This is a genomic window from Kitasatospora sp. NPDC059599, assembly GCF_042735125.1.
Taxonomy (GTDB): Bacteria; Actinomycetota; Actinomycetes; order Streptomycetales; family Streptomycetaceae; genus Kitasatospora.
The window spans coordinates 12,624-31,178 of record NZ_JBHWCL010000118.1 but is presented as its reverse complement, the minus strand read 5'-3'; the positions used below and the strand labels follow the sequence as shown (position 1 = coordinate 31,178).

Below are 18,555 nucleotides of genomic sequence, written 5' to 3'. Positions count from 1 at the left end.
GCGGCGGGCCGAGTCGCTGCCCGGCGTCACCGTGCACCGGGCGGCCGCCGCCTCGCTCACCCAGCTCACCGTCAACGCCGCCCGCGGCCCGCTCACCGACCCGGCCGTACGGCGCGCCCTCGGCCGGGCCGTCGACCGGCGCAGGATCGCCGAGGCCGCGCTCGCCCCGCTCGGCCTGCCCGGCGCGCCGCTCGGCAACCACCTCCTCGCCGGGGACCAGGAGGGCTACCGGGACAACAGCGCGGCGGCCGGCCCGGCGGACGCGGTCCGGCTGCTGGACGGGGCGGGCTGGAAACGACCCGGCGGCCGGGGCACCCGGACCAAGGGCGGGAAGGAGCTCGCCCTCACCCTGCTCGTCCCGGCCGGGTCGGCGACCGCCAAGCGCACCGCCGACGCGCTCACCGCCGACCTTGCGGAGAACGGGATCGCGCTGAAGCCGGTGACCGCGCCTGCCGAGACCTTCGTCCGGGACCACCTGGCCACCGGGGACTACGACCTCGCGCTCTTCTCCTGGCCGGCCGGCCCCAGCCCGGCGAGCGAACAGCGCCCCGCCTACGCCAAGCCCCGGCCCGACGCCGACGGCGCGCTCGTCGCCGGCACCAACTACGGCCGCAGCGGCACCGAGGAGATCGACCGACTGTTCGACCGGGCCGGCGCCGAACTGGACCCCGCGGCCCGGCTGGACCTGCTCCAGGAGGCCGACGCCCGGATCTGGCAGCTCGGGCACTCGGTGCCGCTCTACCAGCGCCCCGAGCTGGTCGGCGTCCGGACGGACGTCGCGGGCGCGGGAGCGTTCGGCTTCGGCTGGCCGCGCTTCCAGGACCTGGGGTGGGTCGGGGCGTCCTGAGTCCGGGCCTCCCGCCGGACCCCGGTGAGCCGGTGGGTCAGCAGGAACCAGAGGTCGGTCAGCGGGGCCCGGCCGATCAGGAAGCCGAGCACGCAGCCGACGGCGGTCGGTACCGGGAGCCCCCGCAGGAGCGCCCAGAGCAGGGCGAGGGCGCCGGCGACGTGGAGGGGCCGGCTCAGCCGGGCCCGGAGTCTTTCGATCACGGGGCGAAGCCTGACGGAGCCGGAACTTCGGGTGAAGAGCGTGTGACCCACCTGTGATCTTGATCCCGCCCGACCTGCTCGTTTCCGCCCACCTGGGCCCTTCCCCGTACGATAGGAGGAAGCCGAGGCATGTCCATTGCCCGGCGGGTGGACCGGTAGTAGCAGGCGGAACGGGCGGCGGCGATCGACAGGGATCGCAAGTGCGCGTCACGCAGCCGGGCGCCGCAACCCACGATTCCGGGAGAATCAGCAAGGCATGCCCACGCGCAACGACATCCGTAACGTCGCCATCGTCGCCCACGTCGACCACGGCAAGACCACGCTGGTCGACGCCATGCTGAAGCAGGCCGGCGCCTTCGCCGCCCACCAGCAGCTCGACGACCGCATGATGGACTCGAACGACCTGGAGCGCGAGAAGGGCATCACCATTCTCGCGAAGAACACGGCGGTCAAATACCACCCGAAGGATGGTGGCGCGCCGATCACCATCAACATCATCGACACCCCGGGCCACGCCGACTTCGGTGGCGAGGTCGAGCGCGGTCTGTCGATGGTCGACGCGGTCGTCCTGCTGGTCGACGCCTCCGAGGGCCCGCTGCCGCAGACCCGCTTCGTGCTGCGCAAGGCGCTCACCGCGCGGCTGCCCGTCATCCTCTGCATCAACAAGACGGACCGCCCGGACTCCCGGATCGACGAGGTCATCAACGAGACCTACGACCTGTTCCTGGACCTGGACGCGGACGAGGACCAGATCGAGTTCCCGATCGTCTACGCCTGTGCCCGTGACGGCGTCGCCTCGCTGACCAAGCCGGAGAACGGCACCGTCCCGGCCGACAGCACCAGCCTGGAGCCGTTCTTCTCCACCCTGCTGGAGCACGTCCCGGCCCCGAGCTACGACGCGGACGCGCCGCTCCAGGCCCACGTCACCAACCTGGACGCCGACAACTTCCTCGGCCGCATCGCGCTGCTGCGCGTCGAGCAGGGCGAGCTGCGCAAGGGCCAGACCGTGGCCTGGATCAAGCGCGACGGCTCCATCTCGAACGTCCGCATCTCCGAGCTGCTGATGACCGAGGCGCTCACCCGCAAGCCGGCCGAGGTGGCGGGCCCGGGTGACATCTGCGCCGTCGCCGGCATCTCCGAGATCATGATCGGTGAGACCCTCGCCGACCCGGAGAACCCGATCGCGCTGCCGCTGATCACGGTGGACGAGCCGGCCATCTCGATGACCATCGGCACCAACACCTCGCCGCTGGTCGGCCGTGGCGGCAGCGGCAAGGGCGCGGACGCGAAGTCCGGCGCCAAGGTCGACCGCAAGGTCACCGCCCGCCAGGTGAAGGACCGCCTGGACCGCGAGCTGATCGGTAACGTCTCGCTGCGCGTCCTGGACACCGAGCGCCCGGACGCCTGGGAGGTGCAGGGCCGCGGTGAGCTGGCGCTGGCCATCCTGATCGAGACCATGCGCCGCGAGGGCTTCGAGCTGACCGTCGGCAAGCCGCAGGTGGTCACCAAGGAGGTCAACGGCAAGACCCACGAGCCGGTCGAGCGACTGACCGTGGACGTGCCGGAGGAGCACATGGGCGCCGTGACGCAGCTCATGGGCATCCGCAAGGGCCGGATGGACAACATGTCCAACCACGGCTCGGGCTGGGTCCGGATGGAGTTCGTCGTGCCGTCCCGCGGCCTGATCGGCTTCCGCACCGAGTTCCTGACCAACACCCGCGGCACCGGCATCGCGCACTCGATCCACGAGGGCCACGAGCCGTGGTTCGGCCAGCTGACCACCCGCAACAACGGCTCGCTGGTCGCCGACCGCGCCGGTGTGGTGACCGCCTTCGCGATGACCAACCTGCAGGAGCGCGGCGTGCTCTTCTGCGAGCCGGGCACCGAGGTGTACGAGGGCATGATCGTCGGCGAGAACTCGCGCGCCGACGACATGGACGTGAACATCACCAAGGAGAAGAAGCTCACCAACATGCGTTCCTCGAACGCTGACGTGGCCGAGTCGATCGTCCCGCCGCGCAAGCTCTCCCTGGAGCAGTCGCTGGAGTTCTGCCGCGAGGACGAGTGCATCGAGGTGACCCCGGAGACGGTTCGCATCCGTAAGGTCGTCCTGGACCAGAAGGACCGCGGACGCACTGCCTCGCGCGCCAAGAAGGCGTGATCCGGACGCACTGAACGGCCATTGGCCGGAATGATTCGCCCCCCTTTCCATTGGAGAGGGGGGCGAACTTTTTCAACTACTCCAAGTTGTCGGGGCCGCTATTAACCGAATAGCGCTCATCACACCCGGGTGTCCGCTGAGCGGACACCACGGTTCGTCATGCATGACGACTGTCCGTTTGGTACCTGTCTGGCTATGTCTCAAATGTCCGGTTTTCGAAACTTACCGACTGTTCATGTGACCTAATTGAGATCGTCACTGGTCACTTTCGTGTCCGTGCGTGACGGATAGTGGGTGCAGTCAGGCTCGGGTCAAGGGTGAACGCGCAGGGGTGCGCGCCGAAACCACGAGCGCGGACGGCACAGCGGGTTTCGGTGACAACCGTTCCGCGGTGCTCTCCTCGTTGCAACGTCGAATTCAGGAGGCACACCGATGCGTGGTGGGAGCCAGGCCAAGTGGGTTGTCGCAGCTGTTGCGGTCGCCCTTGCCGCGACTGCTTGTAGCAGCAGCAGCGACTCCTCCAGCGGGGGCAGCTCCGATGGTGCGGTCAACGCCCAGGGCGTCTTCAGCTACCAGAGCGCCGAGCCGCAGCGTCCGCTGCAGCCGGCGAACGCCATGGAGAACCAGGGCGGCCGTATCGTCAAGCAGCTCTTCACGGGCCTTGTCGACTACGACCCCGCGACCGGTGCCCTGCGCAACCAGGTGGCCGACAAGATCGAGACCACCGACGCCAAGACCTACACCGTCACCCTGAAGTCCGGCTGGACCTTCCACGACGGTACCCCGGTCACGGCCAACTCGTTCGTCAAGTCCTGGAACTGGTCGGCCAACCCGGCCAACAACCAGATCAACTCGGACTGGTTCTCGGACATCGTCGGCTACGACGCGGTGCACCCGGACAAGGACAAGGGCGCCCCGACGGCCAAGGAGATGTCCGGCCTCAAGGTCATCGATGACACGCACTTCACCATCGAACTGACCAGCCCCGTCTCGTACTTCACGTACAAGCTCGGCTACTCGGCCTTCTTCCCGCTGCCCGAGGGCTTCTTCGCGGACCCGGACGGCTACGGCCAGAAGCCGATCGGCAACGGCCCCTACAAGTTCGTCTCGTGGGAGCACAACAAGGCCGTCACGCTGGCCGCGTACGACAAGTACTCGGGCACCAACAAGGCGAAGAACGGCGGAATCGTCTTCCGCAACTACACCTCGCCCGAGGCCGCGTACAAGGACCTGATGTCCGACACGCTGGACGTGCTGGACCAGGTCGACTCGACCGACCTGCCGAAGTACAAGGACGACCTGGGCAAGCGCGCCGTCGACCAGGCGCAGGGTGCCATCCAGAACATCTCCTTCGCGCTGTACAACGCGGAGTGGAGCGGCCAGGACAAGGCCAAGGTCCGCCAGGGCCTCTCGATGGCGATCGACCGCGACACCATCACCAAGACCGTGCTGAACAACAGCCGTCAGCCCGCCGACTCGTTCGTGGCGCCCGGCGTCATGGGCTACAAGGCCGGCACCTGCGGCGACGCCTGCAAGTACAACCCGGAGAAGGCCAAGCAGCTGATCACCGAGGGTGGCGGCGTCCCCGGCGGCAAGATCACCATCCTGTACAACTCCGACGGTGGCCACAAGGAGTGGGTGGACGCGGTCTGCAACTCGATCCGCCAGGCGACCGGCGTCGAGTGCCTCGGTGACCCGAAGCCGGACTTCAAGACGGCCCGTGACATCGTCACCAAGAAGGCCGTCCCGAGCATGATGCGTACCGGCTGGGTGCAGGACTACCCGCTGAACGCCAACTTCCTGCGCGACGTCTACGGCACCGGTGCCGCCGCCAACGACGCCGGCTACTCGAGCCCCGACTTCGACAAGCTGGCCCACGACGCCGACGCGGCCACCTCGGTCGAGAAGACCGCGGAGCTGTACGAGAAGGCCGAGGAGCAGCTGGCCAAGGACATGCCGGCCATCCCGCTCTGGTACTACAAGACGAACTCGGGCTTCTCGAACAAGGTCCAGAACGTCAAGTTCAACTCCTTCGGCGACCCGGTCTACACCGACGTCGAGGTCAAGAAGTAGTAATCGGTCGGCACCGCCTGACCCGGTGACAACGGCCGGTGCCCGTCCCATCCCCACAAGGGCGAGGACTGGCACCGGCCGTTGGCACGCCGACTTATCTCTTGCCGGGTTGACGGGCCCGGCAGAGTCATACATGGAGGCACGATGGGGCGCTTTGTCGCGAGGCGACTGCTCCAGATGATTCCGGTGTTCCTCGGAACGACCGCACTCATCTTTTTCATGGTGCACTTGCTGCCCGGTGACCCGCTGGCAGCGTTGTGGGGCGACAAGGCGCCGGACCCGGTGCAGCTCGCCGCCCTGAAGCACCAGCAGGGACTCGACAAGCCGCTGCTGCAGCAGTACTTCTCCTACATGGGGAAGCTGTTCACCGGCGACTTCGGTACCGCACTGGACGGCCGACCGGTCCTCGACAAGATCACCGAGGCACTGCCGGTCACGGTCCGGCTGGCGCTGTTCGCGTTCGCCATCGAGATCGTGCTGGGCATCGGCATCGGCCTGTTCGCCGGTCTGCGCCGCGGCAAGGCGTTCGACAAGGGCGCGCTGGTCCTCACCCTGCTGCTGATCTCGATCCCGGTCCCGGTCCTGGGCTTCGTCTTCCAGACGGTCTTCGGGCAGAACCTCAAGTGGGTCACCCCGACCGTGCAGGACAGCAACGACATCACCCAGCTGGTGCTGCCGGCCATCGTGCTCGGCTCGCTCTCGCTGGCCTACGTCGCGCGTCTCACCCGTACCTCCATAGCCGAGAACATCAAGGCCGACTACGTCCGGACCGCGGTGGCCAAGGGCCTGCCGCGCCGGAAGGTCATCGGCACCCACCTGCTGCGCAACTCGATGATCCCGGTGGTCACCTTCCTCGGTACCGACCTGGGCGCCCTGATGGGCGGCGCGATCGTCACCGAAGGCATCTTCAACGTCAAGGGTGTCGGCCACGCGCTCTACCAGGCGATCAACATGAAGGAGGGCGCGACCGTCTCCGGCTTCGTCGCCTTCCTGGTGCTCGTTTACCTGGCCGCCGGCCTGATCGTCGACCTGCTTTACGCGGTCCTGGACCCGAGGATCCGGTATGCCTGACCTGACCGAGAAGAAGACCGCCGGGGACATCCCGGCCCAGCGCACCGCGGACGTCCCGGCGCCCAAGCAGGAGAAGGCCCGCAGCCTCGGCTCCGACGCCTGGCACGACCTGCGCCGCAAGCCGATCTTCGTGATCTCCGCGCTGCTGATCCTGCTGCTGATCGTCATCGCGATCGCCCCGGGCCTGTTCACCTCGGTGGACCCGCGCGCCGGCGACCTGCGCAACCACTACCTGACGAAGCCGAACTACAGCCACCTCTTCCAGGCTGACTGGTTCGGCTACGACCTCCAGGGCCGCAGCATCTACGCCCGCGTCATCTACGGCGCCCGCGCCTCGGTCGTGGTCGGCATCTGCGTCACCTTCGGTGTGACCATCCTCGGTGGCATCACCGGTATGCTCGCCGGCTACTTCGGCGGCTGGACCGACACGATCATCTCCCGGATCACCGACATCTTCTTCGGCATCCCGCTGCTGCTCGGCTCGCTGGTGATCCTCAACGCCTTCACCTCGCGCACGATCTGGAGCGTGGTCTTCGCGCTGGTCGCCCTGGGCTGGACCCAGATGACCCGTGTCATGCGCGGCTCGGTCATCACGGTCAAGCAGGCCGACTTCGTGACCGCGGCCAAGGCGCTCGGCGCCGGCACCAGCCGGATCCTGCTCAAGCACATCCTGCCGAACGCGATCGCCCCGGTGATCGTCGTCGCCACCATCGCGCTCGGCGGCTACATCGCCACCGAGGCGACGCTGAGCTTCCTCGGCATCGGTCTGCAGGACCCGACCATCTCCTGGGGCATCGACATCAACTCGGCCCAGAAGGTGATCCGTACGGCCCCGTTCGCCCTGTTCTTCCCCGCCGGAATGCTGAGCCTTACCGTGCTGGCGTTCATCATGCTCGGCGACGCGGTGCGCGACGCCCTCGACCCGAAGCTCCGCTGAGAGAAGAGGTGACGACCCGATGACCACCGTGATCGAGAACAACCAGAAGAACGATCGTCTCGAAGTCGGAACCCCGCTCCTGGAGGTCAAGGACCTCCACGTGGAGTTCCACACCCGGGACGGCATCGCCAAGGCCGTGAACGGAGTCAACTACTCCGTCGCGGCGGGCGAGACGCTCGCCGTGCTCGGTGAGTCCGGCTCCGGCAAGTCCGTGACGGCGCAGACCATCATGGGCATCCTGGACATGCCCCCGGGCAAGGTGACCCAGGGCCAGATCCTGTTCCGCGGCCAGGACATGCTCACGATGAGCAACGAGGACCGCCGGAAGATCCGCGGCCAGAAGATCGCGATGATCTTCCAGGACGCGCTCTCCGCCCTCAACCCCGTGCTCAGCGTCGGCTACCAGCTCGGCGAGATGTTCCGGGTGCACCAGGGCGCCTCCAAGAAGGAGGCGAAGGAGAAGGCCATCGAGCTGATGGACCGGGTGCGCATCCCCGCCGCCCGGCAGCGGGTGAACGACTACCCGCACCAGTTCTCCGGCGGTATGCGCCAGCGCATCATGATCGCCATGGCGCTCTCCCTGCAGCCCGACCTGATCATCGCGGACGAGCCCACCACCGCCCTGGACGTCACCGTCCAGGCCCAGGTGATGGACCTGCTGGCCGAGCTCCAGGCCGAGTACAACATGGGTCTGATCCTGATCACCCACGACCTCGGCGTGGTCGCCGACGTCGCGGACAAGATCGCCGTGATGTACGCGGGCCGGATCGTGGAGACCGCCCCGGTGCACGAGCTGTACGCGAACCCCGCGCACCCGTACACCAAGGGCCTGCTCCGCTCCATCCCGCGCCTGGACCAGAAGGGCCAGGAGCTGTACGCGATCAAGGGCCTCCCCCCGAACCTGCTGAAGGTCCCGGCCGGCTGCGCGTTCAACCCCCGCTGCGACGTCGCCACCGACCTGTGCCGCACCGAGATCCCGGCGCTGCACCACGTGACCGACAAGGACGGCAAGGAGCTCACCGGCCGCCGCAGCGCGTGCCACCTTTGGAAGGAGACCCTCCATGGCTGAGAACATCCTGGAGGTCAAGGACCTGGTCAAGCACTACCCGCTGACCCAGGGCGTCCTGTTCAAGAAGCAGGTCGGCGCCGTCAAGGCGGTCGACGGCATCTCCTTCGAGCTCAAGAAGGGTGAGACCCTCGGCATCGTCGGCGAGTCCGGCTGTGGCAAGTCCACGCTGGCCAAGGTGCTGATGAACCTGGAGCGGGCCACCTCCGGCCAGGTGCTGTTCAAGGGCGAGGACATCTCCCAGCTGTCCGGTGCGGCGCTCAAGGCCGTCCGCCGGAACATCCAGATGGTGTTCCAGGACCCGTACACCTCGCTGAACCCGCGCATGACGGTCGGCGACATCATCGGTGAGCCGTTCGAGATCCACCCCGAGGTGGCGCCCAAGGGCGACCGCCGCAAGGCCGTCCAGGACCTGCTGGACGTCGTGGGTCTGAACCCGGAGTACATCAACCGGTACCCGCACCAGTTCTCCGGCGGTCAGCGCCAGCGCATCGGCATCGCCCGCGGCCTCGCGCTCAAGCCCGAGATCATCATCTGCGACGAGCCGGTCTCCGCCCTGGACGTGTCCGTCCAGGCTCAGGTGATCAACCTGCTGGAGCAACTGCAGAGCGAGTTCGAGCTGTCGTACATGTTCATCGCGCACGACCTCTCCATCGTCCGGCACATCTCCGACCGCGTCGGCGTGATGTACCTGGGCAAGATGGTCGAGATCGGCACCGACGAGCAGATCTACGACAACGCCACCCACCCGTACACCCAGGCGCTGCTCTCCGCGGTGCCGGTGCCGGACCCGTCGGCCCGCGAGTCCCGTGACCGGATCATCCTGACCGGTGACATCCCCTCGCCGGCCAACCCGCCGTCCGGCTGCCGCTTCCGCACCCGCTGCTGGAAGGCGGAGGACCGCTGCTCCGAGGAGACCCCGCTGCTCGCGGTGCCCACGGTGCTGAAGGGCGCGGCCGCGCACGACACGGCCTGCCACTTCCCCGAGGTCCGGGCGCAGGCAGCGGCCTGATCCCCGCTCTCCCCGGAAGGGCCCGTGGCTTCCCGCCACGGGCCCTTCCGTCGTTGCGTCAACTCCGCAGGGGGTCACGGCACCCGTCCGGGTGCACCCGGCTCGCGCCGTCGCCGGGGCGCGCTTCTCATGGGGTGTGATGCGACACACACCATGAGGAGGGACCTCCATGCCCGTAGCCGCCCGTGCTCGTTGGGTCCTCGCCGTTGCGACGTCCGTGGCCCTGGTGGCCACCGGGTGCAGCAGCGGCGGCGGAGGCAGCGGCAGCTCGTCGGACTCCACCAAGACCTTCAGCTACCAGAGCAACGAGCCGCAGAACCCGCTGCAGCCCGCCAACGCGAACGAGGTCGGCGGCGGTCGCATCATCCAGAACCTCTTCAAGGGCCTGGTCGACTACAACCCCAGCAACGCCCAGATCCGGATGCAGGTCGCGAGCGCGATCGACACCAGCGACTCCCAGACCTTCACCGTCACGATGAACGACGGCTGGACGTTCCACGACGGCACCCCCGTGCACGCCAAGAACTTCGTCGACGCCTGGAACTGGGCCGCCAACCCGGCGAACAACCAGATCAACAGCTCCTGGTTCTCGGACATCGAGGGCTACCAGGACGTCCACCCGGCCACCGGCAGCCCGACCGCGACCAAGATGTCCGGGCTGACCGTCACGGACGACCTGCACTTCACCGTCAAGCTGAACCACAAGGTCTCGTACTTCGAGTACAAGCTCGGCTACATCGCCTTCTCGCCGCTGCCGGACGCCTTCTTCAACGACCCGGCCGGGTACGGGCAGAAGCCGGTGGGCAACGGCCCGTACCAGTTCGTCAGCTGGGCCCACAACAGCCAGGTGACCACCAAGTCCTACCCGGGCTACAAGGGCGTGGACAAGCCGAAGAACGGCGGCATCGTCTTCAAGATGTACACCACGTCCGAGGCGGCCTACGCCGACCTGCAGTCCAACAACCTCGACGTGATGGACCAGGTGCCGCCGTCCGCGCTGGCGACGTACAAGAGCGACCTCGGGGACCGGGCGGTGGACTCCCCGCAGGGCGCCATCCAGAACATCGGCTTCACGCTCTACCAGGCCGACTGGGCGGCGCCGGAGAAGGCCCAGGTGCGCCAGGGGCTGTCGATGGCGATCGACCGCGCGACCATCACCAAGACCGTGCTGCAGGGTTCCCGGGCGCCCGCCAGCGCCTGGGTCGCCGAGGGCGTCGAGGGCTACAAGGCCGGCACCTGCGGGGACTTCTGCAACTTCGACGTCGCCAAGGCCAAGCAGCTGATCCAGCAGGGCGGCGGCGTCCCCGGCAACAAGGTGCTGATCACCTACAACGCGGACGGCGGCCACAAGGAGTGGGTCGACGCGGTCTGCAACTCGATCCGGCAGAACACCGGCGTCGACTGCCTGGGCGACCCCAAGCCCGACTTCAAGACCGCCCGCCAGGCCATCACCTCGCACCAGCTCAACGGCGCCTTCCGCACCGGCTGGGTGCAGGACTACCCGCTGAACGCCAACTTCCTGGCCGACGTGTACCGCACCGGTGCCGCCTCCAACGACACCGGGTACAGCAACCCGCAGTTCGACCAGCTGTCCCAGCAGGCCGACGCGGCCCCCAGCGTCGCCGACACGGTGACCGGCTACCAGCAGGCCGAGGCGGTGCTGGCGACCGGGATGCCGGCCATCCCGCTCTGGTACTACCGCACCAACTCGGGCTACTCGACCAACGTGCAGAACGTGACGTTCGACTCCTTCGGCAACCCGGCCTGGACGCAGGTCGAGGTCAAGGGCTGATCCCGGGGCCCTGATCCCCCGCGCCGGCCCCGCCCTCCCCGCACGGAGGGCGGGGCGCGGCACCCCGGCCGACCGGCCCGGCCGGCCGGGCACCTAGGAAGGAGGCTCGGATGGGCAGTTACGTGCTGCGACGGGTGCTGCAGATGATCCCGGTGTTCTTCGGCACCACACTGCTGATCTTCGTGATGGTCTACACGCTGCCGGGTGACCCGGTGGTCGCGCTGTTCGGCGAGAAGGCCGCCGACCCGACCGTGGTCGCGAGCATCAAGCACACGTACTACCTGGACCAGCCGCTCTGGAAGCAGTACCTGCACTACATGGGGAACCTCTTCCAGGGGGACTTCGGCACCAGCTTCACCGGCCGTCCGGTCTCCGACATCATGGCGGACGCCTTCCCGGTCACCATCCGGCTGGCGCTGCTGGCCTTCGCCTTCGAGCTGGTCGTGGGTCTGTCCCTCGGCGTGCTCTCCGGGCTGAAGCGCGGCAGCATCGCGGACACCCTGGTGCTGATCCTGACCCTGGTGGTGATCTCGATCCCGGTCTTCGTGCTGGCCTACATCGCGCAGACGGTGTTCGCCACCAACCTGGGCTGGGTCACGCCGACGGTGCAGGACAGCTACGACCTCACCCAGCTGATCCTGCCGGCGGTCGTCCTGGGCTCGCTCTCGCTCGCGTTCGTCGCCCGGCTCACCCGGACCTCCATCGGCGAGAACCTGCGGGCCGACTACATCCGGACCGCGACCGCCAAGGGACTGCCCCGGCGGACCATCATCTCCCGCCACCTGCTGCGCAACTCGCTGATCCCGGTGGTCACCTTCCTCGGCACCGACCTCGGCGCGCTGATGGGCGGGGCGATCGTCACCGAGGGCATCTTCAACGTGCAGGGCATCGGCAACGTCCTGTACCGGGCGATCAACCAGAAGGAAGGCCCGACCGTGGTCGGCATCGTGACCGTCCTGGTGATCATCTACCTGGTCGCCAGCCTGCTCGTCGACCTGCTCTACGCGGTCCTGGACCCGAGGATCCGCTATGCCTGACATCCACGACGAGGACTCGTACGAACGGCACCCCAAGCCAGGCGTGGACCGGCTGGACTTCGCGGGGGAACAGGGCATGGCGGTCGAGCAGGAGACCCTGGTCGAACCCGACGTGGAGAAGCGGGAACAGGCCCGCAGCCTCTGGGGCGACGCCTGGCGGGACCTGCGCCGACGGCCGATCTTCCTGCTGTCGGTGGTGCTGATCCTGCTGCTGGTGATCATGGCGATCTTCCCCTGGGCCTTCACGGACGCCAACCCGCGCAAGGCCGACCTGGTGCACGACTACCTCAAGCGGCCGGACTGGACGGACTTCTTCGGTGCCGGCTGGTTCGGCTACGACGCGCAGGGCCGGTCCATCTACGCCCGGGTGATCTACGGCGCCCGCGCCTCGATCACCGTCGGCATCTTCGTCACCGCCGCGGTCACCCTGCTCGGCGGGCTGACCGGCATGGTCGCCGGGTACTACGGCGGAGCCGTCGACGCGGTGATCTCCCGGATCGTCGACATCTTCTTCGGCATCCCGCTGCTGCTCGGCGCCCTGGTGCTGCTGAACGCGTTCACCATCCGCACGGTGTGGACCGTGGTGTTCGCGCTGGCCGTCCTCGGCTGGACCCAGATCGCCCGCGTCATGCGCGGCGCGGTGCTGACCGTCAAACAGTCCGACTACGTGGTGGCGGGCCGGGCGCTCGGGGCCGGGACCAGGCGGCTGATGGTCCGGCACATCCTGCCGAACGCGGTCGCGCCGGTGATCGTGGTGGCGACCATCGCGCTCGGCGGCTACATCGCGACCGAGGCGACGCTGAGCTTCCTCGGCATCGGCCTGCAGGAACCGACCATCTCCTGGGGCATCGACATCTCCTCCGCCCAGAAGGTGATCCGGACCGCGCCGTACGTGATGTTCTTCCCGGCCGCGGCACTGTCCATCACCGTGCTGGCCTTCATCATGATGGGCGACGCGGTGCGCGACGCCCTCGATCCGAAGCTTCGCTGAGCGAGGGGAGCACACCGTGGGTACAGCGGCGCAGACCACCGAGCGCGAGCGCGGGACACCGTACGAGGGGCCGCTGCTCGACGTGCGGGACCTGCACGTCGAGTTCGTCACCAGGGACGGCGTCGCCAGGGCCGTCAACGGGGTCAACTACTCCGTCTCGGCGGGCGAGACGCTGGCCGTGCTGGGCGAGTCCGGCTCCGGCAAGTCGGTGACCGCGCAGGCGATCATGGGCATCCTGGACATGCCGCCGGCCCGGATCCCGCGCGGCGAGATCCGCTTCCGGGGCCAGGACATGCTCAAGATGAGCAAGGAGGAACGGCGCAGGATCCGCGGCGGACGGATCGCGATGATCTTCCAGGACGCGCTGTCCGCCCTCAACCCGGTGCTGTCGGTGGGCTTCCAGCTCGGTGAGATGTTCCGGGCCCACCGGAGCGTCTCCCGCAAGGAGGCGAAGGAGAAGGCCGTCGAGCTGATGGACCGGGTGCGCATCCCGGCGGCCAAGGAGCGGGTGAACGACTACCCGCACCAGTTCTCGGGCGGCATGCGCCAGCGCATCATGATCGCGATGGCGCTGGCGCTGGAGCCGGACCTGATCATCGCGGACGAGCCCACCACCGCCCTGGACGTCACCGTGCAGGCCCAGGTGATGGACCTGCTGGCCGAGCTCCAGGCCGAGTTCCACATGGGCCTGATCCTGATCACCCACGACCTCGGCGTGGTCGCCGACGTCGCGGACAAGATCGCCGTGATGTACGCCGGCCGCATCGTCGAGACGGCCCCGGTGCACGACCTGTACGCGCGCCCCGCGCACCCGTACACCCGGGGCCTGCTGGACTCCATCCCCCGGCTGGACCAGAAGGGCCAGGAGCTCTACGCCATCAAGGGCCTGCCGCCCAACCTGCTGCGGATCCCCACGGGCTGTGCCTTCAACCCGCGCTGCCCGCGCGCGCAGGACGTCTGCCGGGCCGAGGTGCCGGAGCTGTTCCCGGTCACCGAGGAGGACGGGACGCCGCAGGAGGGGCGCGGCAGCGCCTGCTTCTTCTGGAAGGAGACCCTCCATGACCGTTAACGGGGCCAGCGCACTGGGCGCGGTGGTGCCGGAGGAGGCCGCCTTCGCACAGGAGGTGCCGCGCGGTGAGCCGATCCTCGAAGTCCGGGACCTGGTCAAGCACTTCCCGCTGACCAAGGGCATCCTGTTCAAGAAGCAGGTCGGCGCCGTCAAGGCGGTCGACGGGGTCAGCTTCGACCTGATGCAGGGCGAGACCCTCGGCATCGTCGGCGAGTCCGGCTGCGGGAAGTCCACCCTGGCCAAGGTGCTGATGAACCTGGAGCCGGCCACCGCGGGCTCGGTCCGGTACAAGGGGGAGGAGATCTCCCGGCTGTCCGGCTCGGCGCTGAAGGCCGTCCGCCGGAACATCCAGATGGTGTTCCAGGACCCGTACACCTCGCTCAACCCGCGCATGACGGTCGGCGACATCATCGGGGAGCCGTTCGAGATCCACCCCGAGGTGGCACCCAAGGGCGACCGCCGCAAGGCCGTCCAGGACCTGCTGGACGTGGTCGGGCTCAACCCGGAGTACATCAACCGCTATCCGCACCAGTTCTCCGGCGGACAGCGCCAGCGCATCGGCATCGCCCGGGGGCTGGCACTCAAGCCCGAGATCATCATCTGCGACGAGCCCGTGTCGGCCCTGGACGTGTCCGTCCAGGCGCAGGTGATCAACCTGCTGGAGCAGCTGCAGGGCGAGTTCAACCTGTCGTACATGTTCATCGCGCACGACCTCTCCATCGTCCGGCACATCTCCGACCGCGTCGGCGTGATGTACCTCGGGCGGATGGTCGAGGTCGGCAGCGACGCGGAGATCTACGACCACGCCACCCACCCGTACACCCAGGCGCTGCTCTCCGCGGTGCCGGTGCCGGACCCGACGGCCCGCGAGTCGCGGGACCGCATCGTGCTCACCGGGGACGTGCCCTCACCGGCCAACCCGCCGAGCGGCTGCCGCTTCCGCACCCGCTGCTGGAAGGCGCAGCAGCGGTGCGAGGTCGAGGTCCCGCTGCTGGCCTCGCCGACCTGGCTGAAGGGGGCGGCGGTCCACGACTCGGCGTGTCACTTCGCCGCGGAGCGCGAGATCGAACAGAGCGCCGCGGAGCGCGAGATCGAACAGAGTGCGGCGGAGCGCGACATCGAGCCGAGTGCGGAGGACGGGCAGGACGGTACGCCGTAGCGGGTCGACGGTGGGCAGGGCGCGTCCTCGGATCCGAGGACGCGCCCTTTCCCGTGATGGAAAAGTGATCTGCCGTGGGCTCGCCAAGTACGGCGCGGTCCTTGATAGTTGCTCTGCGCCTATCGGTGGTCGCTGCTGCGTTGAGGAGGGCTGCTCACATGGACGTGGTGGAGGTGACCGGCGGCGGCCGGGAGGGCCTGGTGCCCGGGACCCCGCTGCTGGAGGTCGACGACCTGCACGTGGAGTTCCACACCCGGGACGGGGTCGCGAAGGCCGTCAACGGGGTGAGCTACGCGGTGTCGGCCGGCGAGACGCTGGCGGTGCTGGGGGAGTCGGGTTCGGGAAAGTCGGTGACGGCGCAGGCGGTCATGGGGATCCTGGACATGCCGCCGGGGCGGATCACCGCGGGGCGGATCCTGTTCCGCGGCGAGGACCTGCTGACCATGAGCGCCAACGCCCGGCGGGCCGTCCGGGGCCGGCGGATCGCGATGATCTTCCAGGACGCGCTGTCCGCCCTCAACCCGGTGCTCAGCGTGGGCTACCAGCTGGGGGAGATGTTCCGGGTGCACCACGGCGTCTCCCGCAAGGAGGCCCGGGAGAAGGCCGTGGAGCTGATGGAGCGGGTGCGCATTCCCGCTGCCCGGCAGCGCGTCGGCGACTTCCCGCACCAGTTCTCGGGGGGCATGCGCCAGCGCATCATGATCGCGATGGCGCTGGCGCTGGAGCCGGACCTGATCATCGCGGACGAGCCCACCACCGCCCTGGACGTGACCGTGCAGGCCCAGGTGATGGACCTGCTGGCCGACCTGCAGCGCGAGTTCAACATGGGTCTGATCCTGATCACCCACGACCTCGGCGTGGTCGCCGACGTCGCGGACAAGATCGCGGTGATGTACGCGGGCCGGATCGTCGAGGCGGCCCCGGTGCACGAGCTGTACGCGCGCCCGGCGCACCCGTACACCCGGGGCCTGCTGGACTCCATCCCGCGCCTGGACCAGAAGGGCCAGGACCTGCACGCCATCAAGGGCCTGCCGCCGAGCCTGCTGCGGATCCCGGAGGGCTGCGCGTTCAACCCCCGCTGCGACCGGGCGCAGGACCGCTGCCGGAGCGAGCTCCCGCCGCTGGTGCCGGTCGCGGGCGAGCACGGCGAGGAGCTGGCGGGCCGCCGCAGCGCCTGCCACTACTGGCGCGAGACGCTGCACGGCTGAGCCCGCCCGCCGCCGCGGCTACTTCAGGAAGCCGACGTTCTCCCAGACGATGTCGGACAGGCCCTGCGCGCCGATGTTGGCGAGGTCGGCGCGGGCTCCGTACAGCTGCGGGCGCTGGTAGAGGGGCAGGACGCCGGCCACCTTCCAGAGCTCGCCGTCGGCCTGGTTGATCGCCTCGGAGGTGGTGGCCGCGTCGGTCGCGGCGGCGGCCCGGTCGAGCGCGGTGTCGACCGCCGGGCTGCCCGTGCCGACGTGGTTGGTGCCGCCGTTCTGGACGAAGTTGGCGCGGCTGCCGCTGGCCGGGAACGGGGTGCCGAGCAGCGAGTAGGCGGTGATGTCGAAGTCGTTGCGGTTGATGTACTTGTCGAAGAACTCGTTGACGGGGGCGGTCACCGTGCTGACCTTGATCCCGACGTCCTTGAGCATCTTGGCGGTGTTCGCGGCCTCGGTCTGGGCCTGGGTGACGCCGGCCGGGACGACCATCCGCAGGTTCAGTTCGTGGCCGTCCTTCTTGCGGACGTCGCCGTCGAGCTTCCAGCCGGCCGAGTCCAGCTTGCGGGCGGCCTCGGCGGGGTCGTAGCGGGCCAGGCCGAGCGAGTTGTCGCGGTAGCCGTTCTGGTTGGCGACCAGCAGGTGGTTGTTGAGCGGGACCGCGGGCCAGTCCAGGCCGTTGAGGTCGGAGCGGATGACGGCGTCCCGGTTGATGGCCTGGAACACGGCCTGGCGCACGGTCGCGTCGCTCAGCGCGGGGGTGCGGGCGTTCAGGGTGATCTGGCGGAAGTCCGGACCGCCGGCCCGGCGCACGACGGCGCCCTTGGTGGTCCGGATGACCTGGTAACCGGCCACGTCCGGACCGTTGTTGAGGAGGTCGAGCGCGCCCTTGGCGAAGGCGGCGGGCATCGCGTCGGGGCTCATCGCGTGGAAGACGACCCGGTCCAGCATCGGCTTGTCGCCCCACCACGCGGGGTCGGCGACCAGGGTGACGGTCTGCGCGGCGCGGTCGAGCTGCTCGACCTTGAACGGTCCCGCGGTGACCGGGATCGCGTCCAGGTAGGCGGTGTTGAACAGGTCCGGGGTGGAGATCCGGCTCGCCGGCAGCAGCGGGGCGTTGGCGGCGCCGTTGAACATCGACTGCCACTCCGAGAACGGCCGGTCGAAGGTCATCACGGCCTGGAAGTCGTCCTTGCCGCGCTCGACCGAGGAGACCAGCTCGAAGCCGGTGCTGCTGGACGGCTTGTAGGCCGGGTCCTTGCCGTTCAGGGCCCGCCAGTTGGCCTCGATGTCGCGCCAGGTGATCGGGGTGCCGTCGGACCAGTGGGCCTTCGGGTTGAGCGTCCAGGTGACCACCTGCCGGCCGTCCTTGAGCTCGGCGTGGGCGTCCTGCAGGTAGGCGGGGTTGACCGTCTGGGTGCCGGCGGCGTCCGAGCGGAAGAACGTCGGCAGCAGCGGCTTGGTGACCGCCATGGTCGAGGACTCGCTGCCGTCGGTGTGGATCGGCGACCACTGGCGGGAGAACTGGGCGATCGCCAGGTTCAGGGTGCCGCCCTGGCGCAGTTGTCCGCGGTCGTGCGGGTTGATGTCGACCGACGTGAGCTTGGGCGTCGCGGGTGCGGACGGCAGTGCGTCGGCGCCGGTCTCGCCCTGGCCGGAGGCACAGGAGCAGAGCGCGAGCGAGAGGGTGAGGGCGGTGAGGCCTGCGAGCAGGGCCGTCCCGTGCTGCTGGAGGCGGCGGCCCATCGGCGTGCTCCCCGGGGTGGATGAGGCGGAAGGTGTGGCGTCACATCTTGCTGACCGGGAGGGGGAGTTGTGGGGGGGGCGGGGCCGCAGGGGGCCCCCCCCCCCCCGCGGGGGGGGTGGTGAGACGGCCGCCATGTAATGGGGCGCGATGTAGCCCGGGGTTTTGTAGAACCCAGCGGTTCCGGAGGCCGA

At 68.8% G+C, this 18,555-nt stretch carries 14 protein-coding genes; 13 read left to right on the top strand and 1 reads right to left on the bottom strand.

The window, feature by feature from the left end; all coding sequences use genetic code 11:
* The 13 genes from ACFV04_RS31790 to ACFV04_RS31730 all read left to right on the top strand — a co-directional run.
* Positions 1–847, top strand: an 847-nt coding sequence (locus ACFV04_RS31790) for an ABC transporter substrate-binding protein (protein ID WP_380534243.1), incomplete at its 5' end; no start/stop codon positions are given.
* A 459-nt stretch (positions 848–1,306) separates the two neighbouring features.
* Positions 1,307–3,211 carry a translational GTPase TypA gene (gene typA, locus ACFV04_RS31785; protein ID WP_360260978.1) on the top strand — a complete coding sequence of 635 codons (1,905 nt, stop codon included), beginning with the start codon at positions 1,307–1,309 and terminating at the stop codon, positions 3,209–3,211.
* Positions 3,212–3,643: 432 nt separating this feature from the next.
* Positions 3,644–5,284 (top strand): ABC transporter substrate-binding protein, encoded by a 1,641-nt coding sequence (locus ACFV04_RS31780; RefSeq protein WP_380343810.1) that lies wholly within the window; start codon positions 3,644–3,646, stop codon positions 5,282–5,284.
* Positions 5,285–5,428: 144 nt separating this feature from the next.
* Positions 5,429–6,355 (top strand): ABC transporter permease, encoded by a 927-nt coding sequence (locus tag ACFV04_RS31775; protein WP_360260983.1) that lies wholly within the window; start codon positions 5,429–5,431, stop codon positions 6,353–6,355.
* Positions 6,348–7,292, top strand: a complete 945-nt coding sequence (locus ACFV04_RS31770; RefSeq protein ID WP_380343807.1) for an ABC transporter permease — start codon at positions 6,348–6,350, stop codon at positions 7,290–7,292. Before ACFV04_RS31775 ends, ACFV04_RS31770 begins: the two co-directional genes overlap by 8 nt.
* 19 nt (positions 7,293–7,311) lie before the next feature.
* Positions 7,312–8,361 carry an ABC transporter ATP-binding protein gene (locus ACFV04_RS31765; RefSeq protein WP_360260988.1) on the top strand — a complete coding sequence of 350 codons (1,050 nt, stop codon included), beginning with the start codon at positions 7,312–7,314 and terminating at the stop codon, positions 8,359–8,361.
* A complete protein-coding gene (locus ACFV04_RS31760) occupies positions 8,354–9,370 on the top strand; it encodes an ABC transporter ATP-binding protein (RefSeq protein WP_380534239.1) in 1,017 nt (338 codons plus the stop codon). The genes ACFV04_RS31765 and ACFV04_RS31760 overlap by 8 nt, the downstream gene beginning before the upstream one ends.
* A gap of 169 nt (positions 9,371–9,539) precedes the next feature.
* Positions 9,540–11,162: an ABC transporter substrate-binding protein gene (locus ACFV04_RS31755; protein ID WP_380343800.1), complete on the top strand. Its 1,623-nt coding sequence runs from the start codon at positions 9,540–9,542 to the stop codon at positions 11,160–11,162.
* Between the two features lie 110 nt (positions 11,163–11,272).
* Positions 11,273–12,199 (top strand): ABC transporter permease, encoded by a 927-nt coding sequence (locus tag ACFV04_RS31750; protein ID WP_380343797.1) that lies wholly within the window; start codon positions 11,273–11,275, stop codon positions 12,197–12,199.
* A gap of 76 nt (positions 12,200–12,275) precedes the next feature.
* Positions 12,276–13,190: an ABC transporter permease gene (locus ACFV04_RS31745; RefSeq protein ID WP_380343827.1), complete on the top strand. Its 915-nt coding sequence runs from the start codon at positions 12,276–12,278 to the stop codon at positions 13,188–13,190.
* Positions 13,191–13,206: 16 nt separating this feature from the next.
* Positions 13,207–14,259 (top strand): ABC transporter ATP-binding protein, encoded by a 1,053-nt coding sequence (locus tag ACFV04_RS31740; protein ID WP_380534237.1) that lies wholly within the window; start codon positions 13,207–13,209, stop codon positions 14,257–14,259.
* The gene (locus tag ACFV04_RS31735; protein WP_380534235.1) at positions 14,249–15,418 is read left to right on the top strand and encodes an ABC transporter ATP-binding protein; all 1,170 of its coding nucleotides are present in this window, start codon (positions 14,249–14,251) and stop codon (positions 15,416–15,418) included. The genes ACFV04_RS31740 and ACFV04_RS31735 overlap by 11 nt, the downstream gene beginning before the upstream one ends.
* A gap of 158 nt (positions 15,419–15,576) precedes the next feature.
* Positions 15,577–16,626 carry an ABC transporter ATP-binding protein gene (locus ACFV04_RS31730; RefSeq protein ID WP_380343788.1) on the top strand — a complete coding sequence of 350 codons (1,050 nt, stop codon included), beginning with the start codon at positions 15,577–15,579 and terminating at the stop codon, positions 16,624–16,626.
* An 18-nt stretch (positions 16,627–16,644) separates the two neighbouring features.
* Here the strand turns inward: ACFV04_RS31730 and ACFV04_RS31725 are convergent, their stop codons facing one another.
* Complete coding sequence (locus tag ACFV04_RS31725) at positions 16,645–18,363, bottom strand: ABC transporter family substrate-binding protein (protein WP_380343785.1); 1,719 nt, start codon at positions 18,361–18,363, stop codon at positions 16,645–16,647.
* Between the last annotated feature and the right edge of the window lie 192 nt (positions 18,364–18,555).